At 48.6% G+C, this 13,993-nt stretch carries 14 protein-coding genes; 11 read left to right on the top strand and 3 right to left on the bottom strand.

Annotated elements, in window-relative coordinates; genetic code table 11:
* Positions 1-51: 51 nt before the first annotated feature.
* The gene (locus GK091_RS11570) at positions 52-888 is read left to right on the top strand and encodes a hypothetical protein (protein WP_164037678.1); all 837 of its coding nucleotides are present in this window, start codon (positions 52-54) and stop codon (positions 886-888) included.
* 70 nt (positions 889-958) lie between these two features.
* Positions 959-1,372, top strand: a complete 414-nt coding sequence (secG, locus tag GK091_RS11565; protein ID WP_164037675.1) for a preprotein translocase subunit SecG — start codon at positions 959-961, stop codon at positions 1,370-1,372.
* 59 nt (positions 1,373-1,431) lie between these two features.
* Here the strand turns inward: secG and GK091_RS11560 are convergent, their stop codons facing one another.
* Positions 1,432-2,139, bottom strand: coding sequence for a hypothetical protein (locus tag GK091_RS11560; protein WP_164037671.1), 708 nt, complete (start codon positions 2,137-2,139; stop codon positions 1,432-1,434).
* Positions 2,140-2,388: 249 nt separating this feature from the next.
* Between GK091_RS11560 and GK091_RS11555 the strand changes: the two genes are divergently transcribed.
* Together GK091_RS11555 and groL are read left to right on the top strand one after the other, a co-directional pair.
* Entirely contained in the window at positions 2,389-2,685 is a 297-nt protein-coding gene (locus tag GK091_RS11555; protein WP_018620347.1) for a co-chaperone GroES, read from the top strand.
* Between the two features lie 77 nt (positions 2,686-2,762).
* Positions 2,763-4,403 (top strand): chaperonin GroEL, encoded by a 1,641-nt coding sequence (gene groL, locus GK091_RS11550; RefSeq protein ID WP_164037667.1) that lies wholly within the window; start codon positions 2,763-2,765, stop codon positions 4,401-4,403.
* A gap of 545 nt (positions 4,404-4,948) precedes the next feature.
* Here groL and GK091_RS11545 read toward each other — a convergent pair.
* Positions 4,949-5,611: an ABC transporter ATP-binding protein gene (locus GK091_RS11545; RefSeq protein WP_164037664.1), complete on the bottom strand. Its 663-nt coding sequence runs from the start codon at positions 5,609-5,611 to the stop codon at positions 4,949-4,951.
* A gap of 115 nt (positions 5,612-5,726) precedes the next feature.
* On the opposite strand from GK091_RS11545, the gene sucC reads away from it, so the two are divergent.
* Positions 5,727-6,944 (top strand): ADP-forming succinate--CoA ligase subunit beta, encoded by a 1,218-nt coding sequence (gene sucC / locus GK091_RS11540; protein WP_164037661.1) that lies wholly within the window; start codon positions 5,727-5,729, stop codon positions 6,942-6,944.
* Positions 6,945-7,038: 94 nt separating this feature from the next.
* Here sucC and GK091_RS11535 read toward each other — a convergent pair whose 3' ends face one another.
* Positions 7,039-7,875: a M48 family metallopeptidase gene (locus GK091_RS11535; RefSeq protein ID WP_164037658.1), complete on the bottom strand. Its 837-nt coding sequence runs from the start codon at positions 7,873-7,875 to the stop codon at positions 7,039-7,041.
* A 210-nt stretch (positions 7,876-8,085) separates the two neighbouring features.
* Here GK091_RS11535 and GK091_RS11530 point away from each other — a divergent pair, with 210 nt between their 5' ends.
* The 6 genes from GK091_RS11530 to GK091_RS11505 all read left to right on the top strand — a co-directional run bounded on the left by GK091_RS11530 (position 8,086) and on the right by GK091_RS11505 (position 13,988).
* Positions 8,086-8,697 (top strand): fumarylacetoacetate hydrolase family protein, encoded by a 612-nt coding sequence (locus tag GK091_RS11530; protein WP_164037655.1) that lies wholly within the window; start codon positions 8,086-8,088, stop codon positions 8,695-8,697.
* 255 nt (positions 8,698-8,952) lie between these two features.
* A complete protein-coding gene (locus GK091_RS11525; RefSeq protein WP_164040741.1) occupies positions 8,953-10,878 on the top strand; it encodes a M23 family metallopeptidase in 1,926 nt (641 codons plus the stop codon).
* 77 nt (positions 10,879-10,955) lie between these two features.
* Positions 10,956-11,405 (top strand): thioredoxin-dependent thiol peroxidase, encoded by a 450-nt coding sequence (bcp, locus tag GK091_RS11520; protein ID WP_164037653.1) that lies wholly within the window; start codon positions 10,956-10,958, stop codon positions 11,403-11,405.
* Positions 11,406-11,469: 64 nt separating this feature from the next.
* Positions 11,470-12,327, top strand: a complete 858-nt coding sequence (locus GK091_RS11515) for a transketolase (RefSeq protein ID WP_164037650.1) — start codon at positions 11,470-11,472, stop codon at positions 12,325-12,327.
* Between the two features lie 105 nt (positions 12,328-12,432).
* Positions 12,433-13,425, top strand: coding sequence for an AAA family ATPase (locus GK091_RS11510; RefSeq protein WP_164037647.1), 993 nt, complete (start codon positions 12,433-12,435; stop codon positions 13,423-13,425).
* Positions 13,419-13,988, top strand: a complete 570-nt coding sequence (locus tag GK091_RS11505; RefSeq protein ID WP_164037642.1) for a DUF4276 family protein — start codon at positions 13,419-13,421, stop codon at positions 13,986-13,988. Before GK091_RS11510 ends, GK091_RS11505 begins: the two co-directional genes overlap by 7 nt.
* The last annotated feature ends 5 nt before the right edge of the window (positions 13,989-13,993 follow it).

Raw genomic sequence — 13,993 nt, 5'->3', positions numbered from 1 at the left:
TCTAAAATTCTCATTACCTTCGGCCAACCGTAATGCGCGACTGAAAAATCCATGCTTGCACTCGACAAAGAAACCTTTTCGTATTGGGTCACCCACCCCGATGATCTCAGTGCGACCGATTTCGTACAATTACAGGAAAGTCTGCAAACCTACCCATACTGTCAGGGCCTTCATACACTGACGGCCAAAGCGGCTTCAGTTCACCTGAAAAGCCAGACCGTACCTTTTATCAGACAGGCGGCTGCCCACGCCCTAAGTCGTAATTCGCTGCGCAAACTGATCGACAACGAGTTTCAGTGGTCGGAGAATCTGTTGACCAAACTCAATGAGTTGTCGGCCAAACACGTTCCCATCCCTGACGATTACCAGCACGAAAGCTATGCTCTGTTCAAATCGAAGGCCGGGCTGAGCAACGGTTTTCCAAAAATGCCTTTGCTACGCTTACCCGAGCCCGCACAGCCGGAATCCACCGAAAGCATACCCACCCCTGAAGACCCGACACTGGCCGAAAAAAAGCTACAGAACGAACTTACCCAGATCGCCGAGACCGTTCCGCCGGAGCCTGTCCTCTCTCCTGCCGATATCGAACGGAAGCGTCAGTTTGATCTGATTGAAGACTTTATCAAGAAAGAACCGCGCATTTCACAGATACGCACCAAATTAACCGAACAACCCGAGCAGGAAGACTTAACGAAGCGCAACAAACCCGTTAGCAGCGGTAGTCTGGTGACCGAAAGTTTTGCCAAAATCCTCATCAAACAGGGGAAACTTGATAAGGCCCGCGAAATCTACGAGAAGCTGATAGTGAAAAATCCAGAGAAAAAATCGTACTTTGCGGCAAAAATCAGTGAATTATCGAGTGCGGCCAGCGAATCGAGCGACTCTTGAAACCACTCTAGCTTACTGAATCAACTCTTTACGAATAAACGCACCGGCGTTCCGGTGGCAACTAAAATTCATGGTAACGGCAACTATTGTCATCATTTGCATCTTCACTGTCTTACTGATTCTGATTGTGCTCGTTCAAAACTCTAAGGGAGGTGGACTAGCCGGCGAGTTTGGCGGACTAGGGTCCAATCAGCTTATGGGTGTTAAAAAAACAACCGATCTGCTGGAGCAAATTACCTGGGGTCTCGGTATTGGCGTAATGGTCCTTTCACTGGCCTCTTACGTCATGATTGACCGCAATCAGGCGTCTGGCATCAATAGCATCAACGTAGATCGCGCGCAGACGCAAACACTACCGGGTGCAGCGGCTCCAACACCTGCTCCTACCCCGGCTGCCGCACCAAGTCAGGCCGTTCCAGGTGCGGCAACACCAGGTGCATCCACACCGGGTGCTTCGACTTCGGCGCTGACGCCCCAGAAATAAACCTGCTGTCACTAAATTTCACAAAAAAGACCCCGACATAAATCGGGGTCTTTTTTAGTTCAGGCCACTGCCTGCACCAGCATCTGCCGGGCAATGGGCAGCAGTGTTTCCTGAACGGGATACGTTCGCTGGCTTTCCAGCATGAATGTGGCTGGATTGGGCAGATTGCGATGCCGCCGGATTAGATCAAGTTTTATATTCTCGACCGTATTGACAAGACTCTTCTGCACGGCCTCCACAAACTGAAGCCGGACTAACCGGCCACCGGGCTCTTGCTCTGAGTAGAGTGTCAGGCGAAAACGATAGATCTGCGTTTCTGCCTGATTGGTGGTATGAATCAGTAAGTAGCCTTCTTCCGGTCGCAGGGGCATCAAACCAACCGGTGAGAGAGTCAGCGACTTCGTTATGTCAGCCCATCGTTGCTGCCCTTCTGTCAGGGTAGCCTGGAAACGCGGCAGGGCAAAGTTCATGATCGTGTCCAGTTCTGTCATGAACTCATCATCCGTCACCTCGGATTTGTATTCGATTCGGGGTGGTGGTCCGGTAACTCGGTCCGCTCGCTTGGGAAACGCAGCATTTAACGTACCTTTGCCCCTCGAAAAGCGAACCCCAGTTTCATAATGGTCGCGTAAATCGGGTAAATCGGGGCATAGTCTGTTTTCAGTGAAGTTTTGCCGGACAGCTTGTAAATATGCCATCAAGACATATTTCTGGTACTCGGCATCGAGCCAATTTTGCGTAAACCAGTCAGATTGTAATTTTTTCATAGACTCACAAACACACGTTAGCTGACAGATTGGTTGCTCAAAATAACGAGTAGAACACAGAAAACCAAATTCTGTTTGCCCTATGGCAGTTATATGAGAATGAATTATAAATAAAGCAGAGAATGGCAGTCTGTCAGTGAAAAGCCTGAAAATTTGACAGTCTATCAGGATTGGCACAAAAATTGGCACTCGGTGAACGACGTGCAACGCATTGCACAACTAGTTAATAACCTTAATCAACTCATTATCATGGTAGCAGAAACGGAAAGCGTTAAAGTGAACGTGAAACCGCTGGCAGACCGCGTACTGGTAGAAGCAGCACCGGCCGAAGAAAAAACCTCGTTCGGGATCATCATTCCTGACACGGCAAAGGAAAAACCACAGCGCGGTACGGTCGTAGCCGTTGGTGCAGGCAAGAAAGATGAGCCCCTAACGGTTCAGGTGGGCGATACGGTTCTGTATGGCAAATATGCTGGTACAGAAATCACCGTTGACAGCAAAGAGTACCTGATCATGCGCGAATCCGACATTTTCGCAATTCTTTAATTATAAGCGTTCGACAGTCCGAATCACGGATCTTGTCTAAGCAACGTTTTTTGTAATCCAAAACGATTTTAATCACAATGGCTAAGAAAATTTTCTTCGATACCGAAGCCCGTGAGCGTATCAAAAAGGGTGTTGACACTCTGGCCGACGCTGTAAAAGTTACGCTGGGTCCTAAAGGCCGGAACGTAATTCTTGATAAAAAATTCGGCTCTCCCGTGATCACCAAAGATGGTGTGACGGTAGCTAAAGAAATTGAACTGAAGGACGCCATGGAAAACATGGGTGCTCAGTTGGTAAAAGAAGTTGCCTCGAAAACCGCTGATTCAGCGGGTGACGGTACAACGACAGCTACGGTGTTGGCACAGGCGATCTACTCGATCGGTGCGAAAAACGTGGCCGCTGGTGCTAACCCAATGGATCTGAAGCGTGGTATTGAGAAAGCGGTTGTTGCTGTTGTCAAGAACCTTGCTGAACAGGCGCAGACGATCGGTGACGATTTCGGTAAAATCGAACAGGTTGCGACCATCTCGGCTAACCACGACGAAGAAATCGGTACGATGATCGCTGAAGCCATGAAGAAAGTGGGCAAAGAAGGTGTCATCACGGTTGAAGAAGCGCGCGGTACTGAAACGGAAGTTAAAACCGTTGAAGGTATGCAGTTCGACCGGGGTTACCTGTCTCCTTACTTCGTGACGAACACTGAGAAAATGGAAGTTGAACTGGAGCGTCCGTTCATCCTGATCTCGGAAAAGAAAGTGTCATCGATGAAAGAACTGTTGCCGGTACTGGAGCAAGTTGCGCAAACAGGCCGTCCGCTGTTGATCATCGCTGAAGATGTAGATGGTGAGGCCCTGGCTACGCTGGTTGTCAACAAAATTCGTGGTGCCCTGAAAGTAGCCGCTGTCAAAGCACCTGGTTTCGGTGATCGTCGGAAAGCGATGCTGGAAGACATTGCTATCCTGACAGGTGGCCAAGTGATCAGCGAAGAGCGCGGTTTCAAACTGGAGAACGCATCGATCGAATACCTGGGTCAGGCTGAAAAAATCCTGATCGACAAAGACAATACAACTATTGTCAATGGTGTTGGTGAGAAAGACAATATCACGGGTCGCGTAAACCAAATCAAAGCCCAAATCGAAAATACGACGTCAGACTACGATCGCGAGAAATTGCAGGAGCGTCTGGCTAAACTGTCGGGTGGTGTGGCTATTCTCTACATCGGTGCTGCTACTGAAGTAGAAATGAAAGAAAAGAAAGATCGTGTTGACGATGCCCTGCATGCAACCCGCGCTGCGGTTGAAGAAGGAATCGTAACCGGTGGTGGTATCGCGTTGATCCGCGCTATCTCGTCACTGGATTCGATCAACGCCATCAACGAAGACGAAAAAACGGGTGTTAACATCATCCGTGTGGCTCTCGAATCACCATTGCGCACGATCGTAGCTAACGCCGGTGGCGAAGGTTCAGTTATCGTGAACAAAGTGAAGGATGGTCAGGGTGGTTTCGGCTATAACGCAAAGAACGATACATTCGAAGATCTGTTTGCAGCCGGTGTTATCGATCCTAAGAAAGTAACCCGTCTGGCATTGGAAAACGCGGCTTCGATCGCGGGTCTGTTGCTGACAACGGAGTGTGTTATTGCTGACGAGCCAGAAGAAGCTCCAGCCGGTGGCGGTGCAGGTATGCACGGCGGTGGCGGCATGGGCGGCATGATGTAATCGCATCCCCTGTGGAACTTAAATAAAAATGCCCCCAGTCTTTCGACTGGGGGCATTTTTATTTCTTGATAGCTGTCCGTTTATTGAGTTGGGGTTAGCAACACGTACATGTATGGATAAGCTCTGATTGATGAATCGGTGGTTTGGCTTGGGGGCTTCAGAATGATGCGAAACACTAGACCTGATAGATCATGGCTGCATTGTAACACGAAAAAATTAGATAGGTTGCCGGGCTTACAGCAGAGCGGGTGCCTGCTTATAACTCTGAAGAGCTTAGATCAGCTCTGTAGTATACAAACAAAAAAGCCAAGCGAGACACTCTCTTGGCTTTCTGATTTACTCAACGTTATGAAAAACTTTTCTTTTCGACACAATTATAAAACAAAAATGAAAAATAATCATTCTTTTTCGTAAAATAATTTTTTTATGTATTTTTAAACACTTACTAATCAATTACTTAGTGACATGCGACAGTTTTAAGGTAAGTAGATATACTTATGTGTGACCTGTAGCTGTCCTTTGTCCAGTTTCCTGGTCATCAAAGGCTAACTGGAGATCAACCCATCTCGAATGATGACCGTTCGGTCGGCCAGAGAAGCTAGTGTCTCGTTGTGTGTTACGATAATGAACGTCTGACCGAGTTCATCACGCAGTTGAAAGAACAGCTGGTGAAGTTCTTCGGCGTTCCGCGAATCAAGGTTGCCACTTGGTTCATCAGCAAATACGATGGCCGGTTTATTGATCAGCGCCCGCGCTACTGCCGTTCGCTGTTGTTCACCACCCGACATTTGTGACGGTAAATGATTCAGACGGCTCTGGAGCCCTAATGTCGTCAGTAGGGACTTAGCCCGTTCCCGAACCTCGTCCTCCTCTTTTCCCGAAATAAAACCCGGTAGACACACGTTTTCGAGGGCTGTGAACTCGGGCAGTAGGTTGTTGAACTGAAAAACGAAGCCAATCCGCTCGTTTCGAAACTGAGCCAATTGACGGTCGGTCAATGTGAACACATTCTGCCCGGCAATGTGCAGTTCGCCAGCGTCTGGCCGATCCAGTGTACCCAGGATTTGCAGCAACGTTGTTTTGCCGGCCCCGGATGCGCCGACGATGGAGACAATCTCGCCCGGTTCGATTGTCAGATTAATTCCTTTCAGAACAGGTAAATTGCCGTAATTTCGGCGAATGTCGGAGGTTTGAAGCAGCGCGGGCATTATGAAGAGTAAAGAATGAAGCGTGAAAAATGAGGAGGAAATAGGCTTCACTCTTCATTTCCTGTTAACTTGCCGCACAAAAATACGATTTTCAATTCTCCTTGTTGCAGTTGCCATGAATATACACGAGTATCAGGGTAAAGAAATTCTGAAAAAGTACGGTGTCCGGATTCAGGAAGGCATCGTGGCCGAGTCGCCTGAGAAAGCCGTTGAAGCCGCCAAACAGATTATGGCGCAGTCCGGCTCAAAGTTCGTTGTCGTTAAATCGCAGATTCACGCAGGTGGTCGCGGCAAGGGCAAGATCGTTGGTACTGAACAACGGGGTGTAGCCCTGGCGAAATCGGCGGATGAAGTACGCGATATTGTTAAAAACCTTATTGGCAATGTACTCGTAACCCACCAGACCGGCCCAGAAGGCAAAAAAGTCAACAAAGTGCTGGTAGCGCAGGATGTTTTCTATCCGGGTGCATCAGAGCCGAAGGAAATGTACATCAGCATCCTGCTCGACCGTAGCAAAGCCTGCAATGTCATTATGGCCAGTACGGAAGGCGGTATGGACATTGAAGAAGTCGCGGAGAATACGCCCGAAAAAATTGTAAAAGAGTGGATTGATCCGGCCGTAGGTCTACAGCCGTTCCAGGCGCGTAAGGTTGCCTTCGGATTAGGTCTGGAAGGGGAAGCCTTCAAAGAAATGGTGAAATTCGTTACGTCGCTCTACAAAGCCTATGTCGAGACGGATGCCTCCATGTTCGAGATCAACCCGGTGCTGAAAACGTCGGATAACAAAATTCTGGCCGTTGATGCAAAGGTTAACCTGGACGACAATGCCCTCTATCGTCATCCTGAACTGAAATCGATGCGTGATCTGGCCGAAGAAGATCCGCTCGAAGTGGAAGCCTCAGCCAGCGATTTGAACTACGTCAAACTCGATGGTAACGTGGGCTGTATGGTCAACGGAGCGGGGTTGGCAATGGCAACGATGGATATCATCAAACTATCGGGTGGTGAACCGGCCAACTTCCTTGATGTTGGGGGTGGAGCGAACGCAAAAACCGTTGAAGCTGGTTTCCGGATTATTCTGAAAGATCCGAACGTAAAAGCCATTTTGATCAACATCTTCGGTGGTATCGTCCGCTGCGACCGCGTGGCCACAGGTGTTGTAGAAGCCTACAAAGCGATTGGCGACATTCCCGTACCAATCATTGTTCGCCTACAGGGCACCAATGCCGAAGAAGGCGCAAAAATTATCGATGAATCGGGCTTGAAAGTTCAGTCGGCCGTATTGCTGAAAGAAGCCGCTGAAAAAGTACGTCAGGTCGTAGAAGCGTTGTAGAATTTCGCGTGACTCACATCCCATCAGGAAAATTCTGGGGATAATAAACGAAAAAGCCGGATTCACGTCCGGCTTTTTCGTTTATATAACTCATTTAGCTAGTACGACGCGATCCGTTGTAGTATTTCTTGGCATCGGGAAGTAATTTTTGCAGATCAGCAATCCGGCGCGCATCGGATGGGTGATCGGACAGAAATTCGGCTGGCGCTTTGCCACCACCTGCCTTCGCCATCCGTTGCCAGAACGAAATAGCTTCAGCGGGATCATAACCAGCCATTGCCATAAAGATCAAGCCAAGGTGATCGGCTTCTGATTCCTGTTTACGACTATGGGGAAGTGCCCCAAAATATTGGTACATTAGTGGACCACCGGTCCCTATAGCCTGCTGAAATAGCGCTTGAGTTTGCGGGCTTTTCGATGAAGTGGCAATCCCTGTAGCTACCTGACCTGCCTGTAGCAAGCCGTTCGCAACCAGCCCTTCACTCATTCGCTCGTTCCCATGCTCGGCAATGGCATGCGACACTTCGTGGCCGAGTACAGTGGCTAAACCAGCTTCATTTTGTGTATACGGTAAAATTCCAGAGTACACAACGATTTTGCCACCAGGCATACACCAGGCGTTAACCTGATTGCTTTGTACCAAGTGGTACTCCCATTTAAACCCCTCCAGGCGTTTGCCGTAACCGTTACTGTTCATGTAGCTTTCAACCGCCTGACGAATCCGGTCACCAACCCGGCTTACCATAGCGGCATCACCGCTGTTGCTGACAACTCTACTCGTATCCAGAAATTGTTTGTACTGCGTAAAGCTCATGGAAAGCATGTCATTGTTGGGCACCAAAATCAATTGCTTTCGTCCGGTAAGGGGTACTTTCTCACAAGCGGTTACAGCGAAAGCGAGTGAGAACATCATGATTATGATTTTTTTCATTTTTGTGCGTTTTTTTTATGAATGGTCTTAAACTAGTCTTCTGACGGTATATGACGCAGAAGGGGTCTGATTTGTTCAAATATTTACGGAGGGGTGCGGTCTACCCCTCATTAGTCCTTAGATTTGTAGCATTCAGAATAGTTTAAGCAACGGGGACAGCCTGTTCGCTCCTCTTAGAAAATAGCGGATAGTCTATCCGTGCTACTCACTATGAAAATCATTTGCGTTGGCCGAAATTACGCCGATCACATCAAAGAACTGAATAACGAACAGCCCGAAGATCCGGTCATTTTCTTAAAGCCTGAAACCGCTGTTCCGCTCAAAAATGAACCGTTTTTCTATCCCGAGTTCTCGCAGGATGTTCACTATGAAGTTGAGATTCTGGTAAAAATCAATCGGGTCGGTAAGAATATCGAAGAGAAGTTTGCGCATAAATACTACGACGAAATTGGTATTGGTATCGACTTTACCGCTCGTGATGTACAGAGTCGGCTAAAGGCCAAAGGACTACCCTGGGAACTGGCAAAAGGATTCAACGGCTCCGCTCCTATTTCGCCTTTCGTTCCTAAATCCGATTTCCCGGATTTGCAGAACCTGAACTTCCGACTGGATCTCAACGGCGAAACCCGGCAATTGGGCAACACCAGCCTGATGCTATTCAAAATCGACTACCTTATCTCGTTTGTGTCGCACTATTTTCTGTTGCAACAGGGCGACATTATTTTCACGGGAACGCCAAAAGGGGTTGGTCCGGTACAACTTGGTGACCGGTTGACGGCTTATATCGAGGACAAGAAGCTTCTGGAGATTGATGTTAAATAAATGACTTTTCGTGTTCTGCTGAAATCCACCGGGCCCGTAAACAAGCTGCACTGGGTTATCAGCCCCCAAGAGACGTAAAAAGTTTTTGCCATTTCTGATTTGAAACGAGTACGTATTTATAGTTTTATGGCGATGGTGATCAGCACCGGACTGGCTTTTGGTCAGGCTGGTTTGGATTCATCGGAAACGCCACAGAGTACAACCGCATTAACCAGCCGCCGGGCAACGCCACCCGTTGCGCCGACGGGTTATTTTATGTTTCCGATCATGCCGGGAGCAGCCAACTCGCTGTCGGGTGGTCTGGGCGATTTACGGGCCAACCACTTTCACGCTGGCCTGGACATTCGAACGGGCGGACGGGAAGGGCTGGACGTTCATGCGGCTGCCGATGGCTACATTTCCCGAATTGCGGTATTTACAGGCGGGTATGGTAACGTAGTATTCATCCGTCATCCGAACGGGCTGACAACGGTCTATGGACATCTTAAAGCCCTTAAGGACACGCTCGGCACCTACCTTCGCGAACAGCAATACGCCAGAAAGACCTTTGAGATCGATTTGCGACCAGCACCGGGACAATTTCCGGTCAAGCAGGGCGATGTGATTGCGGCTTCCGGCAACACGGGCGGCTCAGGCGGGCCTCATCTGCACTTCGAAGTGCGCGATGCCAAAGACAACCTGATCAATCCGCTGCTTTATGGGTTTTCCGAGCTTAAAGATGATGTCCCCCCCTATTTTGAGCGGGTCGCGCTGAAAACCATGACGCCTACCTCGCGCATCAATGGCGAATACCAGCGCGTCAGCTATGCGCCCGTTCGCCGGTCCGATGGGACGTATACGCTTTCGCAACCCATCACCGCATCGGGTCTGGTCGGGCTGGAGGTGCTGGGGTATGACAAGACCAGTGGTTCGCCGTACCGCAATGGCATCAGTTGTCTGGAAATAAAACTCGATGGCCGTGAGGTATTTGCCTATAACATGAATAGCTTTCCTAACGAGTACACGCGATTCATGAATATCCACGAGAATTACGAAGTGGAACAGATGAGCGGTCAGCGCTACCACCGGGGCTACATCGCCGATGGTAACCGACTGAACTTGTACAAGTTGCAAAGCAATGCCGCCTATAAGGGACGCTTACCGCTGCTGGATGGTCGACCGCACGAAGTTACGCTTACGCTGTACGACGCCTATGATCATGCAGCTCAGCTCACGTTCACAATCCTGCCTGAAACACCAGCAGCCAGTGCGGCACGAACGGATTCGCTGGCTATTCGTCCCGCTTCGGACACGACCAGCGAGGTCAGTGGCGAGCCTACGGCGACCATTACAACGGACGAAAACGTGCTCAAGTTGACGGTCAAAAATATACAAGCCAGTAATCCTCCGGTAGCCAAACTTCATACTGGTCGCACGGTAACCGAACAGGCGCCCAGCTACGTTCGTAACAACCAAGCCGTTTATCTTATAGATTTGCGGAAGACGCTGCCCGACTCGATTCAGTTCGGTCGTGGCGTGGTGCGAACGAATTTCAAGAAACGGGTCATACCCGGACGAAAGGAAGTTATTGTCGATGGGAAGACCCGATTGGAATTCAGCCCCAAAACGTTGTTCGATACCTTACATCTCGCCATGCGGCCGTTGCCGGGTGGAGGTCTGGAAATCAACCAGTCTACTATTCCGCTCAACGATATGCTGACGATTCAGTACGTTCCGAACTACCCGATTGCAATTGATACCATGCGTACAAAAGCCTATTGGACAAGTGGTGGTCATGAAAGTTTTCTGGGTGGCACCTGGAACAAGGGGCGAATTGAATTCAAAACCCGTTCACTGGGCCGGTTTCAATTATTGACCGATTCCAATCCACCCACGGTTGACATTCTATCGGCCACGCCGAAGGGAATAACCGTTCGAATTCGGGATGATTTATCCGGCATTGCCGACTTTCGGGCGTTGGTCAATGGCGAGTGGTTATTGATGCAGTATGACTACAAGCGGGCGCTGCTTTGGTCGGATCAACTTGATCCGAACGAACCGTTCGAACTGGGTGACGAGATTTTGGTTCAGGTAAAAGACCGCGCTGGCAACATCGGGTCAGACAGCATTAGTATTGCGGAGCCCCGGCCAGCGGTAAAGCGTAAGGCTACGACCGCCCCAAAACGTCGGCGTAAACGATAAACCTACCTGAGTTTGTGAGTTGTCGATCAGGTCAATTCAGCCTTTTTACAAACCATAACCGACAAACCTAAACGATCATGAGCCTGAACATCGGCGATCCTGCCCCCGATTTTACGAGCACTGACCAGAACGGACAGCCAATTAAACTTTCCGACTACCGGGGCAAAAAAGTGGTTCTTTATTTTTACCCGAAAGACGACACAACGGGCTGTACCGCCCAGGCCTGTAGTCTGCGCGACAATTATGCCAGCCTACGCACCCAGGGGTATGAGGTACTGGGAATCAGCATCGATGATACGAAATCGCATCAGAAATTCATCAAAAAATACGATCTTCCCTTTGCGCTCGTCGCCGATACGAACAAGGCCGTTGTCGAAGCGTATGATGTCTGGAAAGAAAAATCCATGTATGGCCGCACATACATGGGTACTGTCCGAACAACGTTTCTGATTGATGAAAGTGGTATTATTACCGACATTATCGGTAAAGTGGATACGAAAAACCACGCCGGTCAAATTTTAAGGTAGTCTAACTTGGGTGCAAGCCCCTTAATTCGTTACTGTCAAAAGTGGGTTTTCACCCGCAATACACATGGAACTCGAAAAACTCGAACACATCGCCACCGCCGTTCGGCGCGACATCGTCCGCATGGTAGCAGCCGTCAATTCTGGCCACCCCGGCGGGTCGCTGGGCTGTACTGATTTCCTAGTTGCGCTTTATTTCGACATCATGAACTTGAAAAAGGACGCCAATGGCACGCCGATTTTCGATATGGATGGCCGCGATGAAGATATTTTCTTCCTGTCAAACGGGCACATCTCCCCCGTTTTTTATTCTGTACTGGCGCGGGCTGGCTATTTTCCGGTTGATGAACTATCGACATTCCGGAAGCTGGAAAGCCGGTTACAAGGGCACCCAACAACTGCTGAACACCTGCCGGGTATCCGGATTGCGTCGGGCTCGCTGGGACAGGGTCTGTCGGTAGCCGCCGGGGCCGCATACTCCAAAAAGCTCAATGGTGACACGAACCAAGTATATGTGCTGATGGGCGATGGCGAGCAACAGGAAGGGCAGGTTTGGGAAGCAGCCCAGTTTGCGCCAAACAAAAAGCTAGGTAATCTGACCGCCGTCATTGATTATAACCTTGCTCAGATCGATGGGAAGACCGATTTCGTTAACAGCAACCGCGATTTAGCCGCGAAATACAAAGCTTTCGGCTGGCACGTCGATGAAATGCAGGGTAACGACATGGCCGATGTGATCAGGACACTCAAAAAGTCGCAGGAGAACCCCGACGTACCAACGTTGATTCTGATGCATACCGAAATGGGTTTTGGCGTTGACTACATGGTTGGCAGCTATAAATGGCATGGTGTCGCGCCCAATGCCGAACAATTGACCCAGGCGCTCAATCAGTTACCGCTTTCTGTAGGCTTTTCGGATTATTGATTCAGTCTATGTAGAGACGCAACCCCTTGCGTCTCTTGGCAGGATGGTATTGCTGACGCTCAGGCACCGGAGGACCGGCAAGGGATTGCGTCTCTACAGCTACTTATGAAAATCAACCGCTTAGTCATCGAAAATTTCAAATCCATTGAACGGATCGAGCTTGTTGAGCCGAATCCGTTCACGGTCTTTGTCGGCCCTAACGGGTCGGGCAAATCGAATATTTTCGAGGCTCTGGAGTTTTTTAATTTGGCAGTTAAGACGAATAGAGGTACAGTTGAAAGCTTATTTGGGGGTAAAGATTACTTTCTAAATCGGCGGAGTAGTTTAAACGCTGTCCAAGTTGAAGTCAAGTTAAATAGCTCATCTGTTCACCATCTTGTCCAGCGTACCGGCCTCACAGGCCAACCAGAATATACTGTTGTGGGTACTCGTTGGGGAGAAGAAGATCCAATTAATGTACGGCAAGAAAATAATCAACTCTTAGCCAACTTTGTCCATTTATTCATTAACCAGAATAGCAAACAAAAGCTAAATTATTCTTCTGACTTACAATTGACTCTATCGGCTGACAATCTCGAGAAAGTTTTGAAGCGAGTACTTGACAACCCCCTTTTTAAAGATGAGGTATTTGAATGGTTGGAATTATTCATCCCTGGCTTTAAATCGGTTGAAGTATCTTCAAACCCGTTCGATGGAAAAGAAACGTTGCTCTGGTATGAAAAAACTTTTGAAAAGCCTTTTCCAAAAGAGCTTCTTTCTGACGGCACAAAAAATATTCTCGCCCTGCTAACCGCTGTTTACCAAAGCGATGAACCGCAATTTCTCTGTATTGAAGAACCAGAAAACGGCTTACATCCTCAGGTTTTAGAAACTTTAGTCAATTTTTTTCGACAGGAATGCAAAAGCAAAGGACATTTTATTTGGCTGAATACCCACTCTGAGGCTGTAGTTCGCCATCTAACAACCGACGAGATTATTCTGGTAAACAAACAAAATGGGGCTACAAAAACGCGGCAGATCAAAGGGCGTAACATTTATGATTTGCCAACAGATCAGGCTTGGCTAGCAGGAGCTTTAGGAGGGGGCTTGCCGTGGTAAAAATAGGGTTTATTGTTGAAGGTGACTGTGAAAAGATGCTTCTAAGCTCAGAAATGTTTTTCGAATTTCTCCAAGCAAATAATCTGGAGTTAGTCGATGAGATCATTAACGCGAAAGGTAAAGACAACTTAAACCGTCCCTCTACGGAGAGTTACGCACAAATCCTTCGCAATCAGGGAGCAGAATGGATAATCATTTTACGAGACCAAGAACATGAGCCTTGTATAACATCAGTCAAAACACAGACGATTTACGCAGATGACATCAAAGTCTTCGTTGCTGTTCGTATGCTCGAAACTTGGTTTCTAGCTGACTCCGAGACACTTTCAACCTTATTTAGATCGGACTTTTTCTTTCATTATCCTGAACAAGATTTGAATCCTGCTGAGACTCTCAAATCTTTGTATATCCAGCACAGAGGAAGGGGGATCGATGATAAAAAGAAATTCACAAATCTAATGCTTGGGAAAGGATTCTCCATCGAGCGGGCAGCTGCGCACCCAAATTGCCCGAGTGCCCACTATTTTCTCACTAAATTGCAAACCCTCGCTTCGGCGAATTAATAGAG

This window comes from Spirosoma agri (assembly GCF_010747415.1).
Taxonomy (GTDB): domain Bacteria; phylum Bacteroidota; class Bacteroidia; order Cytophagales; family Spirosomataceae; genus Spirosoma; species Spirosoma agri.
Note: the sequence above shows the minus strand (reverse complement) of the source record. Positions and strands in the feature narration are given on the sequence as shown.